Origin of the sequence: Sphingobacterium shayense (assembly GCF_013179575.1) — a bacterium.
Classification (GTDB): domain Bacteria; phylum Bacteroidota; class Bacteroidia; order Sphingobacteriales; family Sphingobacteriaceae; genus Sphingobacterium; species Sphingobacterium shayense.
This window is the reverse complement of the sequence record NZ_JABMCQ010000125.1, coordinates 1-12,878: the sequence shown is the minus strand read 5'-3', so window position 1 is coordinate 12,878 and position 12,878 is coordinate 1. Positions and strand designations below refer to the sequence as shown.

The 12,878-nt window shown below is 41.3% G+C and carries 10 protein-coding genes; 4 read left to right on the top strand and 6 right to left on the bottom strand.

The window, feature by feature from the left end:
* Together nagB and HP439_RS13720 are read right to left on the bottom strand one after the other, a co-directional pair.
* Positions 1-1,639: glucosamine-6-phosphate deaminase (nagB, locus tag HP439_RS13725; RefSeq protein ID WP_172390913.1), on the bottom strand; the 1,639-nt coding region annotated here is incomplete at its 3' end.
* A 125-nt stretch (positions 1,640-1,764) separates the two neighbouring features.
* The gene (locus HP439_RS13720; protein WP_172390912.1) at positions 1,765-2,913 is read right to left on the bottom strand and encodes a methionine aminotransferase; all 1,149 of its coding nucleotides are present in this window, start codon (positions 2,911-2,913) and stop codon (positions 1,765-1,767) included.
* A gap of 81 nt (positions 2,914-2,994) precedes the next feature.
* On the opposite strand from HP439_RS13720, the gene HP439_RS13715 reads away from it, so the two are divergent.
* Positions 2,995-3,663 carry a TlpA family protein disulfide reductase gene (locus HP439_RS13715; RefSeq protein WP_172390911.1) on the top strand — a complete coding sequence of 223 codons (669 nt, stop codon included), beginning with the start codon at positions 2,995-2,997 and terminating at the stop codon, positions 3,661-3,663.
* A gap of 122 nt (positions 3,664-3,785) precedes the next feature.
* On the opposite strand, the gene radA is transcribed toward HP439_RS13715, so the two are convergent.
* The 3 genes from radA to HP439_RS13700 all read right to left on the bottom strand — a co-directional run bounded on the left by radA (position 3,786) and on the right by HP439_RS13700 (position 8,055).
* Positions 3,786-5,171 carry a DNA repair protein RadA gene (gene radA, locus HP439_RS13710; protein ID WP_172390910.1) on the bottom strand — a complete coding sequence of 462 codons (1,386 nt, stop codon included), beginning with the start codon at positions 5,169-5,171 and terminating at the stop codon, positions 3,786-3,788.
* A gap of 72 nt (positions 5,172-5,243) precedes the next feature.
* Positions 5,244-6,434: a dipeptidase gene (locus HP439_RS13705; protein WP_246229364.1), complete on the bottom strand. Its 1,191-nt coding sequence runs from the start codon at positions 6,432-6,434 to the stop codon at positions 5,244-5,246.
* Positions 6,415-8,055 (bottom strand): serine hydrolase domain-containing protein, encoded by a 1,641-nt coding sequence (locus HP439_RS13700; protein ID WP_246229363.1) that lies wholly within the window; start codon positions 8,053-8,055, stop codon positions 6,415-6,417. The genes HP439_RS13705 and HP439_RS13700 overlap by 20 nt, the downstream gene beginning before the upstream one ends.
* A gap of 291 nt (positions 8,056-8,346) precedes the next feature.
* Between HP439_RS13700 and xseA the strand changes: the two genes are divergently transcribed.
* Both xseA and xseB read left to right on the top strand, forming a co-directional pair.
* A complete protein-coding gene (xseA, locus tag HP439_RS13695; protein WP_172390908.1) occupies positions 8,347-9,600 on the top strand; it encodes an exodeoxyribonuclease VII large subunit in 1,254 nt (417 codons plus the stop codon).
* Between the two features lie 6 nt (positions 9,601-9,606).
* The gene (gene xseB, locus HP439_RS13690) at positions 9,607-9,828 is read left to right on the top strand and encodes an exodeoxyribonuclease VII small subunit (RefSeq protein ID WP_172390907.1); all 222 of its coding nucleotides are present in this window, start codon (positions 9,607-9,609) and stop codon (positions 9,826-9,828) included.
* A gap of 158 nt (positions 9,829-9,986) precedes the next feature.
* On the opposite strand, the gene HP439_RS13685 is transcribed toward xseB, so the two are convergent.
* The gene (locus tag HP439_RS13685; RefSeq protein ID WP_172390906.1) at positions 9,987-11,618 is read right to left on the bottom strand and encodes an ATP-binding cassette domain-containing protein; all 1,632 of its coding nucleotides are present in this window, start codon (positions 11,616-11,618) and stop codon (positions 9,987-9,989) included.
* 224 nt (positions 11,619-11,842) lie between these two features.
* On the opposite strand from HP439_RS13685, the gene HP439_RS13680 reads away from it, so the two are divergent.
* Positions 11,843-12,878, top strand: a 1,036-nt coding sequence (locus HP439_RS13680; protein ID WP_484592846.1) for an excinuclease ABC subunit UvrA, incomplete at its 3' end; no start/stop codon positions are given.

The following is a 12,878-nucleotide window of genomic DNA, read 5'->3' as shown; positions in this document are numbered from 1 at the left end:
TCCATTCATCAGTTTTCGTTAGACGCTTTAACGCTTCAAATAGAATATCGAAACACACACGATGTGTTCCATGTGGATCTGCAAAATCACCCGCAGCAAAGACTTGGTGAGGTTGCACTTCGCGAAGTAGATCCATCGTTATTTGAATATCGTCCTCATACGAAATATCTTTAGAAAATTTACCTCTGTCGTAAAACGGCAAGTCTTGGAAGTGTATATTTTCATCAGGTAAACCGACATAACGCGCTCCTGCGATCGCTTCTCCTTTACGGATAAGCGCCTTAACTGAACGAATAATCTCTGGATCGACCTGGTTAGGTTGCTTACTTGCAAAAAAAGTACGCGCTTCTTCGTAGATACCCTTTGTAACTCCTTTATCATCGTCAATAGCTACCGCAAAATCTTGAACAAACTCCAAATAACGTAGCACATCTTCATCCCAAACCGCAGTATTCCCGGAAGTTTGGTAAGCAACATGTACATTATGCCCCTGATCCGCTAAACGAATAAACGTTCCTCCCATTGAGATTACATCATCGTCTGGGTGTGGTGAAAAAAGAATAACGTTTTTCTTCGCTGGTTCGGCACGCTCCGGTCGGCTCGAATCATCCACACCAGGCTTACCACCAGGCCAACCTGTAATCGTCCGTTGTAATTCGTTAAAGATCCTTATATTAATGCTGTACGCCGTCCCTTTCTCTGCTACAAGTTGCGCCATACCGTTGTTATTATAATCATCATCAGTTAGCTTCAATATCGCTTTGTTTAGCTTAAGAGATAACCATACCACGGCCTTCTTGATTAAAGCATCTGTCCATACAACTTCATGTGCTAACCACGGAAGATAGAAACGCGTCAACTGCGAAGCAGCATCCTTGTCTAATATAAACTCAACAGAATCCGACAGTTGCAAATAAGTTGCAGGAATATCGGGCGACAACTCTCCTTCAACGGCCTTTTTAACAATTTCTGCTTTCTTCTCGTTCCACGCCATCAAAATTATTTCTTTGGCCTTGAAGATCGTTCCAACACCCATCGTAATCGCTTTGGTCGGCACATTTTCTTTACCACCGAAATCGCGAGAAGCATCACGACGAGTCAGATCATCTAAAATAACCATCCGTGTACCAGAATTTGGTGCTGATCCCGGCTCGTTGAAACCAATATGTCCTGTACGCCCTATACCTAGGATCTGTACATCCAACCCGCCGTAATTAGAAATTTTTTGTTCGTACCCCTCACAAAATGTTTGAATCTGATCTTCCGCAAGCGTTCCATCAGGGATATTGATATTCTCTTTTGGGATATCAATAAAATCAAACAAATTTTTGTTCATAAATGACACATAACTTTGATCTGCGTCAGGCCTCATCGGGTAATACTCATCCAAATTAAAAGTAACCACGTTTTTAAAGCTGAGTCCTTCTTGCTGATGAAGACGAACTAATTCTTTATAAACCTTCACGGGAGTGGCGCCAGTAGCCAAACCTAAGACTGCTGTCTCTCCGCTAGCTTGCTTCTCACGGATAATTGTAGCAATACGCTTCGCTACATCTAAAGAAGCTTCATTTTGAGTGGGGTACACCTTAACCGGTACGCGCTCAAAACGTGTTTCCTCTAATAAATTTAATCTTGCCATTAATAAGGAATATTATAAGTGTTAACAACCTGAGTAACAAATTTAAAAATAAAACCATACTAAAAGGCAAAAATCAGGCAAAATCAGGCAAAAAGATGCAAAAACAGCATTGCAATCGGTTGACCTTACACCTTTTTAAGGAGGTCAATCGCAGCAGTCAACGTTGGTTGATCTTTAGCAAAACACAGTCTCAACAATTTTTGCTCTAGCTGGTTACTGTAGAACGCGGAAACAGGAATACTTGCAAGTCCATGCTCAACAGTTAACTGGCGAGAAAAGTCTAGTTCAGATAAGCTACTCACCTGACTATAATCTATCAACAAAAAATAGGTCCCTTCACTGGGAAGCACTTTAAAACGCGAATGCTCTAACCCCGCTGTCAAAAAATCTCGCTTTTTTTGAAAAAAGGCCGGTAGCTGGAGATAATGTTCTCTTTTTAAATAGTCCGCAATTGCCAACTGCATTGGCGTGTTAGCGCTAAAAACATTAAATTGATGTACCTTACGAAATTCTTTGCTCAGGACAGCCGGCGCGACAACATAGCCCAGTTTCCAACCTGTGGTATGTAACAACTTCCCAAAAGATGCCACCACAAAACTACGTTCTCGCAGACCCGGAAACATAAGCACGGAGTGATGCTTTTTCTCGTCAAAAATTAAATGCTCATATACTTCATCGCTTAGGATCATAATCGCGCTTTCATGAACAAGGTTCTCAAGTTCCTCTAAATCCTGACGCTCAAGAATTTTCGTAGAAGGATTGTTCGGATTGTTGAGTATAATCAACCGAGTACGACTGGAAAGTTTAGAACGGAGCTCTTCCCAATCAATCTTAAAATCAGGCGCCTCGAGTCGAACGGGAATGACTTTCCCTCCAAAAAGCTCGACTGTAGGGCTGTAACAATCATAGGCCGGTTCAAAAATAATCACCTCATCCTGTGGACGAATCGTTGCCGCAATTGTCGTAAATATCGCTTGCGTCCCTCCAGAAGTTATCGTAATTTCATTCTCAGCATCCACACCAACGCCATATAGATGTTCCATTTTTCGCGCTAGACCATGCAATAATGGTGCTACGCCAGCCATTGGAGCATACTGATTTGCGCCAGCGCGCATATAATATGACACGAGATCAATAAGCTCCGGATCCGTTGGGTAATTGGGAAATCCCTGTGAAAGATTGATGGCATTGTGCTGCTGTGCTAGAGCCGACATTTGCGAAAAAATACTCAGTTCTGTGTTCGGCAGCTTAGAATCGATAAAATTTGATTGCATGCTAATTGTCATTTTAAAAAATGAATTCTCGACTAATTTAATAGAATTTTTATCTTTGGTACCAACAATAATTAAAAAATAATGAAACGACTTATTTTCACATTCCTGATAGCGATTCCTACTTTCATTTTTGCACAAACAAAACAAGAACTTATCGCACAAGTAGAGAAAAATCCGAGCAGTATCGAAACATTGAAAACAATTCAACGAGTGGGTGGGTATGAACCCGATTACAAGGAATTACGTTCGCTATTTAAAGGGTTAGACCGTAGTGTACGGAAATCTAAAGAAGGGAAAGCTTTCAATTACTACCTCAAACGGCTTGAAAGTACCTCGGTTGGAAAAAAGGCGCCTGGAATTACACAATTAACACCTGAAGGAGAACCTTTTTCACTCTCTGATTTACGTGGCAAATACGTCCTGATAGATTTTTGGGCTGCGTGGTGTCCTGACTGCCGTCGAGAAAACCCTTCGCTTGTAAAAACATACGCTGAATTTAGCGGCGAAAATTTTGAAATCTTAGGCGTATCATTCGACAGAAAGCATGAAGATTGGGTCAAGGCAATAAAAACCGATAAACTTACATGGAAACATGTTTCTGACTTACAAAATTGGCAGAACGCTGCGGGAACTTTATACGGAGTCCGTTCAATTCCACAAAATGTTCTCGTGGATCCTGAAGGCATTATCGTTGCTCGCAATATTCACGGGGAAGAATTAGATAATAAACTGCGCGAACTTCTAAAGTAAACAACAGTCGCACAAATGACTTCATGAGCCTAATCTAAAGCGATTAGGATTATACGGCATATTAGCAAACAGCACCGAAAAAGCGAACGTTTGCTAATATGCTAAGAATCTTGTACTAGAAACTACCCAAATAATACGCGGAATAGATCTTCAAGTGTCGCCATCGGGCGAACAGCAATATCAAATTTTTTGGCATCTAGCCCCTTGGTGTTATACTTGGATATAAAAATTCCTTCAAACCCTAATTTCTCCGCCTCAGCAATGCGTTGTTCAATACGGTTGACCGCTCGAATTTCACCTGAGAGACCAACTTCGCCTGCGAACGCAATTTGCGACGACAACGGAATATCCTGTTGAGAGGATATCAGAGCCGCTATAACCGCTAAATCGATAGCTGGATCTTCCACACGAAGTCCCCCGGCGATATTAAGAAAGACGTCCTGCGCACTTAAGCGAAACCCAAACCTTTTCTCAAGAACCGCAAGTAACATACTTAATCGCTTCGTATCAAAACCCGTCGAAGTACGCTGTGGTGTCCCAAATGCAGAATTGCTTACTAACGCCTGCACTTCAATCATCATTGGACGCACTCCTTCAAGCATCGCCGCAATAGCCACCCCACTAACAGGCTCCTCACGTTGAGACAGCATAATTTCGGAAGGGTTTGATACTTCCCTCAAACCCGATCCTTGCATTTCATAAATCCCCAATTCTGCGGACGACCCAAACCTATTCTTAACAGCCCGTAAAATACGATACACATGATGCCTATCCCCCTCAAACTGCAAAACCGTATCGACCATATGCTCAAGAACCTTGGGGCCAGCAATTGAGCCATCTTTAGTTATATGCCCCACGATAAACACAGGCGTGCTTGTCTCTTTTGCAAAACGCAATAATTCAGCGGTACACTCTCGAACCTGAGAAACGGATCCCGGAGCAGATTCAATCTGTGAGGAATGTAAGGTTTGAATAGAGTCGATTACGATAATATCGGGTTGTACGGTTTCAATCTGTTTAAAAATATTCTGTGTGGAGGTTTCTGTCAGAATATAACAATTAGCTTTCGAATTTTGGACTAAACGTTCCGCGCGCATTTTAATCTGCTGCTCGCTCTCTTCGCCCGAGATATACAGAGTTTTTACATTCGGTATCCCCAACGCGACTTGCAACATCAATGTGGACTTACCAATACCCGGTTCGCCGCCAATAAGCACCAAAGATCCAGGAACAATTCCTCCGCCAAGTACACGATTAAACTCTTTGTCAGGAGTGGCTAACCGCTGCTCGTCTTGATAGACGATTTCATTGATTACCGCCGCCTTATTTGTCCGCCGAGAGGAAGGTATTGTATTGGTACTACGCCACTCCGGCACTTTAGAGCTACTCTTTTCTACAACCTCTTCTACGAAGACATTCCATTGCTTACAGGATGGACATTGCCCCAACCATTTTGGAGACTCATACCCACAATTTTGACAAAAATATGCTGATTTCGATTTAGCCATTGTACGAAAATAGAAAAAAATAACGGCCCAAGCACGCGATCATATCAAATACCCATTACCGGTGCCGGTATGCTACTGCTCTTCATTCTCCGCCAGAATACGCAAAAAATTCTGCCCCATAATCTTAGTGACATCTCCTTTTGTATAGCCTCGTTCTAAAAGAGCCGCAGTCAAAACCGGAAATTTCGACACATCTTCTAAACCCTGTGGTGATGACTCTATCCCATCAAAATCTGACCCTACAGCAACATGATCAATACCCACTTTTCCCACCAAATAATCGATATGATCAAGTAATATAGATAAAGGCGCATCGACTTGCCGCTTCATTTTCACAGGAAGCTTATCATATTGAGAAGACGATGACAATTCATAATTTCCTTTATCACCAAAGTGATTCCGATATGTTTTCCGCACACGCTCGACAAATCCCGGGTCCAGAAAGCCGGAATAGAAATTTACTCCAACAACGCCTCCATTTTCCTTCAACGCCTCTAGCTGTTCATCTTTTAGATTTCTGTAATGTGGCATCAAACGATAAGAATTGCTATGCGAAACTAAAACTGGCTTTTTACTGATAGCTAGGACATCATAAAATGTTTTCTCTCCGCTATGCGAAAGGTCAATCATCATTCCTAGTTCATTCATTTTGCGAATAATTTCCTTTCCTTTTTCTGATAATCCTTTCCCTTTATCACCTTTGGTTTTCACCTCTATCGCAGCAGCGGTAGCCCAAGGAAGGTTATAATTCCACGTCAAAGTCAAATAACGAACGCCACGATCGTACAACTTCTGTAAATTTTCGATCGACCCCTCAATCATGTTACCCCCCTCAACCCCAATGATTGCTGCAATCTTTCCTTGCTCAACAATCGCACTTATCGATGCACTATTTTTTGCAATGGCTAACTGGTCGGGATAGCGTGCCACTGTTTCTTCTAGCAAATCAATTTGATGATTTGCATGCTTAAAAGCTTTACCTTTCCCATATCTCTTATCGTCCGACCAAACAGCGAATACCTGTACATCCACACCACCTTTACGCAGGCGAGGTATATCTGTATGCCCCACTGGAAGTTCCTTACCAATATCACGTCCTTTTAACAAAGACTCATAAATAACATCGTTATGCCCGTCCACCACAATCATTTGATTGTGAAATGCCTCTACCGGTTGCGCTAAACAGCTTCCCATTCCGACTATCCCTAAAACTACGCTACACAGAAACGTCAACTGATTAATTCTACTTCTTAAATGCTTCATAAATAGCGTCTTGTATACGACTTCTAATATTCATATCATAAATATTCGTTGTCACTTGAGGATGAACACGATTCGACAAAAATATATATGTCAACTGGTTCTGGGGATCGATCCAGAGACACGTACCGGTGTATCCAGTATGACCGTACACAGATTCGCTTGCCAGTAAAGAAGGGTATTCTTTTTTGGGATCAGGATCTTTTCGATCAAAACCTAGTCCTCGGCGACTAGTAGCGGATTGTTTAGAGGTAAACAGATCAACCGTCTCGGGATTGAAATATCTTACTCCTCCGTACTCACCACGGTTTAAGAGTAACTGCGCGTAAATAGCTAGATCATTTGCCGTCGCGAAGAGCCCGGCGTGTCCGGCTACACCTCCTGCCATTGCTGCTCCCTGGTCATGCACAAACCCCTGCAAAAGAACTTTTCGAAATGACGTATCGTTTTCTGTCGGAATTATACGCCCCTTCTCAAAGCGTTGTCTCGGATTATAACCTGCCGTTTTCATTCCGATCGGTTGATATAAAAACTTCTGTACATATTCCTGCATTGGCTCTGCAGTCACGTGTTCCGCGACCTCCTTCATTACGTACATGCTGATATCACTATATACATAGTTTCCGGTTGGCTTCACTGAAGAGTTAAGCATCACCGGCCACATCACATCACGGTAATAATTGTTACGTAAGTAGACTCCATCAGCAACCTGAACTTGATGGGCACTATCGGGCTGGAATACCACATCGCCCGGATTAAGGTTTTTATAGAATGGAATATATGGTGTAAAACCTGCCTCGTGAAGCAACACACTCCGGAGAGGAATATCCTTCTTGTTCGTTTCTTTCGCCTTCCAAAGATAATACCCCATGGTACTATCTAGCTCAACAGCGTGGGTTTCTTGCAAATGCATAATCACCGGGGTGGTTCCGACAATTTTACTAATCGAGGCCAGGTCAAATATATCGGAAATCTTTGTTGGTACGACGCCGTCGTAAGTATGTGATCCGTAACCTTTTTCAAAAATCACCTGCCCGTTTTTTACAATCATTACAACCATGCCTGGAGCCCCCCGCCCCGCAATTCCCTCTGCGGCGATAGCGTCAATTTTTTTCTTCATTCCGGCCAAATCAATGCCGGCATCCTCACCCAAGGAATATTGTATGCGAGTTTGCTCCGTTTTGTTGGGTCCTTGAGTGACTGCAAGTCCTCCAAAGATCGACATAGCGGCATTTCGCTGAGCCAGCACATTAAATTCCGGATATACAATCTCTGTAACCTTCTGTGAAAATTTTCCCGAAGGCCAAACACTATAAATTGAGTTATCGTCGAACCGAACAACGATCAATTGTTTTCCATTAATGACGGATTGATTCACTTTGAGCATAAAATCAGCCCGTAGATCAGCCGCCGTACCCACCACAATAACTGTATTGAAAAACTTTGTCTCCTCATCATAATTGGAAAAATCGGCGCTGTGTACATCCGTATAACGATTTAACATATCGATAAATTCTCCATATTTTTGTTTCGATGGGGAGATTACCACAATCTCTTTTTCATCGAGCCGAGTAAACGGAATAACTGCTCCGTTTTGTTTTAAGATCGTCGTCTTGTTTTGCATCGTTTGCTTATACTGTCCGTAACTACTTGCTGTTCCCAAGAAGCAGACTAAAGATAAAACAAGTATAAAAACGCGGGAATTTATTATCATGGTGAATAAAATGAGAAGATTTCAATTTTGATTAAGCATTTCAATCTTAAAATTAACAAAAAGCGCAACAAAACGCAATTGTTTCTTCATATTTAAAATAGACAGCTTCGAACTAGCCCACTTACTCTAGTCCAAATACAGATCGCCCGGAACAGTACGACACATCCACACAATATCGTGGAAATATCGTAAATTTGATTTATGCCCGAAATCACGGAAAATAAAACTATTTTCTCTCTTTTAGAAGTCTCACGAAGCGTCCAAAAAACAATCGCTGATCGCTACAAAAGTTTGTATTGGATTAAGGCCGAAATGAACAAGCTCAATGTTTACAATCATTCGGGGCATTGCTATCCCGAACTTGTCGAGAAAAAAGAAGGAAAGATTGTTGCCGAGATGCGTTCGGTGTTATGGAAAACGGACTATCAGCGCATCAACCAGCAATTTAAAAAGATATTAAATGAACCGCTACGCGACGGTATAACGATCCTATTTCAAGCAGCTATAACGTATGACCCTCTTTTTGGATTCAGCCTTAAGATTGTAGATATTGATCCAACCTTCGTCTTGGGAGAACTAGAAAAAGAAAAACGGGAGAGCATAGCAAAACTACTAGCAGAGGGCGTCTATGACGCGAACAAAAATCTCCCGTTCCCGCTAGTACCCAAACGCTTGGCATTAATATCTGTTGAAACCAGTAAAGGATTTTCTGATTTCTTCCAAATAATCAAAAACAATCCGTGGGGTTATAAATTTCAGAGCACATTATACCCTGCTCTATTACAAGGAGATAAATCAATACCGTCTATAATAAAGCAGCTTACCGTTATTGCGGAAAATATCGAGGATTATGATGTTGTAGCTATTATTCGTGGAGGCGGTGGCGAGGTGGGACTATCATCCTACAACAATTTTCTTCTTGCTAAAGCTATTGCGACGTTCCCTATTCCTGTCCTCACAGGGATAGGGCATTCCACAAATCTGACTGTAAGTGAAATGGTTGCATTTAAAAGTGCCATCACCCCGAGTGAACTCGCTGATTTTCTTATTCAAAGATTTCACCAGTTTGCATTACCAATTGAAGAATCACAGCGCCGGATTCGACTGGCAACATTATCACTATTCGCAAGAGAAAAACAACAGCTCTCTCACCTATCGCGATCTATTTCTTGGAGCGGTAAGACATCTTTAACACATGCTGAAAACAAGCTAAACATTCTAAAAAGTAATTTAAACTTGTTTAGTCGTCAAACAATAAAAAACACAAAAATAGATCTTAAAAACATTGAACGTCTACTACAGATCGCAGATCCGCAGCAGCTACTCCAACGGGGATTTAGCATCACCCGAATAAATGGAAAAGCTATTACAAGCTTTAACGAGGTTGCCGACGGAGATGAAATTGAGACGCTTCTTTTTCAAGGCACATTGCACAGTCGGGTGTCCAAAAAATAATATATTATGAAGATGAATTACACTTATAATCAAGCATTAGAGGAATTACAAACAATCGTAGATGAAATCGAATCAGGGAAAACAGACATTGATGAATTGACCACCAAAATTCGACGGGCAACCTCCCTAATAAATGCTTGTAAAGCTAAACTCACCGCCTCTGAAGAGGAAGTTGAAAAACTATTAGCCGAGCTTGAAGAAGACGAACCAGGGCTAAATGAAGATTAAGCTCATCCTACAGGCCTAAAAAGCAAGGCTAGATTTCAATCCCTTTGTTTCGGTATCTGAAGGAGATCTCCATATTTTGAACACTTTTACAACCTCGTCTGGTTGGTAAGTAGAGATTTCTTAACTGTGTTCTGGTCCACGACAACAACCTTATGTCGTTAATTTTGGACTTCCGCTAAACTATTAAGCTTTTTATAGGCTAAGAAGCCCTTAATGTCTTCAAAATGCTCTCGAACACGTTTATTTCCAAATTCAAATACTTTACTCGCCAAACCATCGAGAAAATCACGATCGTGAGAAACCAATATTAGCGTTCCATCGAAATCCTGCAGGGCCTTCTTAATAATATCCTTGGTCTTCATATCAAGATGATTCGTGGGTTCATCCAATATCAGAAGGTTGACAGGTTCCAATAGCAATTTAATCATAGCGAGTCGAGTCTTTTCTCCTCCCGATAGCACTTTTACTTTCTTCGTTGTATCATCACCGCTAAACATGAATGCACCTAATAAGTCCTTAAGCTTCACTCGTACGTCACCCATTGCGATTTGATCTATTGTATCAAATACGGTTAGCTCCCCGTCGAGCAATGCAGCCTGATTCTGTGCAAAATACCCGATTTTGATGTTGTGACCAATTTGCAGTTTCCCTTCTACATCGACTTCCCCCATAATGGCCTTAATCATCGTAGACTTACCTTCTCCATTTTTTCCGACAAACGCAACTTTCTCACCCTGCTTGATAAGCATATTTGCGTCGCGAAAAACAACATGATCGCCGTAGCTTTTAGATAAATCTTCAACCGTGACGGGAAAGCTGCCTGACCGAGGTGAGGGAGGAAACCTTAGTCTAAGGGCGGAGTTGTCCACCTCATCAATAGTAATTATTTCTAACTTTTCAAGCATCTTCACACGAGACTGTACCTGTAAAGTCTTCGAATAAGTCCCGCGGAAACGGTCTATAAATTCTTGATTATCGGCAATAAACCTTTGTTGTTCTTCGTAGGCCTTCAATTGATGTGCACGCCGTTCTTTACGTAATTCCAGATAATGGGTGTATTTCGCCTTATAGTCATAAATCTTGCCCATCGTCACCTCGATCGTACGATTAGTAATATTATCAACAAATGCTCTATCATGCGAAATAACAATTACCGCTTTTGCAGAACTTATTAAAAATTCTTCGAGCCATTGAATACTCTCAATATCCATGTGATTTGTTGGTTCATCGAGGAGAATTAGGTCTGGCTTTTTCAACAATATTTTTGCTAACTCAATTCGCATACGCCAACCACCAGAAAATTCCGCTGTTAATCGCCCGAAATCTGTTCGCTCAAATCCTAATCCTTTCAAAACCTTCTCAACCTCTGCATCATAATTGATCTCCTCAATGGAATAATATTTCTCACTAAGTTCCGATACTCTTTCGATGAGTTTAAGATAGTCATCGGTCTCATAATCAGTGCGCACGGTAAGTAGTTCATTAAGCTCTTCGAGCTCATTTTTCATTTCGTAGACTTCCTCAAACGCGAGTAAAGCTTCCTCAAACACAGTTCGGTCATCCTTTGTTAACAAATGTTGTGGTAGATACGCGATGACCGCATCTTTAGGTCCGGAGACATTCCCCTGTGTGGGTTTATCTACGCCAGCAATAATCTTTAACAACGTCGACTTACCGGCTCCGTTTTTCCCCATTAGGGCAATCTTATCATTCTCATTGATGGAAAAATTCACATCATTAAAAAGGGTTGTACCGCCAAAGGATACGCCAACATTATTTACATTAATCACAGAAGTCCACTTTAAAATAAAATGCAAAGATAAGGGAATTTGTTCATCCACCTTAAGAAAAATTAGGGGAATAATTATCAACTAACGCATACTCACAACTACTTTTCTTTTTGCCTCATATCGCGATCAGAGACCCACAAACCGATTAAAATTCAACAACATCACCCGTTTGTGTCACAATCAACACTCCCGTAGTTTAACTAAATTCCGTACCTTTGTTAGTCATGTCAAAAAAATCTGAACAAAACGCTAAATCATACATCCAAATTAAAGGCGCTCGAGTCAATAACTTGAAGAATATTGATGTCGATATCCCTAAAAACAAGCTTGTGGTTATCACAGGAATGTCTGGGTCTGGAAAGTCATCTCTTGCCTTCGACACCTTATATGCTGAGGGCCAACGTCGATATGTTGAAAGCCTTTCTTCATATGCCCGTCAATTTATGGGCCGTATGAACAAACCAGAAGTCGACTACATAAAAGGTATTGCTCCTGCAATTGCAATAGAACAGAAAGTAATTACCTCGAACCCACGTTCTACTGTAGGGACCTCGACGGAGATTTACGATTATTTAAAATTACTCTATGCTCGGATTGGCAGAACAATATCTCCGATTTCTGGAAAACAGGTAACTAAAGACACCGTTTCATCAATCACGGATGAGATTATCGCTCATCCGGAAGGAGCTACAGTAACTATCTTTTCAGATCTATTGCCGACAAACAACAGAAAACTCAAAGAAGAATTGTCGATCTTGTTGCAAAAAGGGTTCCTTAGAATACTTTATAATAATAAAATTCATAAAATTGAATCTATCATTGATGATAGTAGTATTAAGAACAGTGATTTTAAAACTGGAGCCGTACAAATTGTTGTCGATCGGATCGTTTTAGACCAACAAGACGATACTACCAGTCGGATAGCAGATTCCCTGCAGACGGCGTTTTTTGAAGGAAAAGGCAACTGTCACGTTGATGTCGATGGCCAAATCAAGCATTATTCAGACAAATTTGAGCTCGACGGTATTACCTTTGAAGAGCCTACGCCAAATTTCTTCAGTTTTAACAATCCTTACGGCGCCTGTAAAAAATGCGAGGGCTACGGTAAAGTTATTGGCATAGATCCAGACCTTGTGGTCCCTGATAAAAGCAAATCCGTATATGACGGAGCGATTGCTCCTTGGAGAGGAGAAAAAATGGGCGAATGGCTAAACAAACTTGTTAAAAATGCATTGAAATTTGACTTCCCCATTCATCGGA

What these genes read in the sequence shown, in the direction of transcription:
- HP439_RS13720 (WP_172390912.1), bottom strand. Translation starts at nt 2,913, where the DNA reads ATGCAATCAAATTTTATCGATTCTAAGCTGCCGAACACAGAACTGAGT.
- HP439_RS13715 (WP_172390911.1), top strand. Translation starts at nt 2,995, where the DNA reads ATGAAACGACTTATTTTCACATTCCTGATAGCGATTCCTACTTTCATT.
- radA (WP_172390910.1), bottom strand. Translation starts at nt 5,171, where the DNA reads ATGGCTAAATCGAAATCAGCATATTTTTGTCAAAATTGTGGGTATGAG.
- HP439_RS13705 (WP_246229364.1), bottom strand. Translation starts at nt 6,434, where the DNA reads ATGAAGCATTTAAGAAGTAGAATTAATCAGTTGACGTTTCTGTGTAGC.
- HP439_RS13700 (WP_246229363.1), bottom strand. Translation starts at nt 8,055, where the DNA reads ATGCAAAACAAGACGACGATCTTAAAACAAAACGGAGCAGTTATTCCG.
- xseA (WP_172390908.1), top strand. Translation starts at nt 8,347, where the DNA reads ATGCCCGAAATCACGGAAAATAAAACTATTTTCTCTCTTTTAGAAGTC.
- xseB (WP_172390907.1), top strand. Translation starts at nt 9,607, where the DNA reads ATGAAGATGAATTACACTTATAATCAAGCATTAGAGGAATTACAAACA.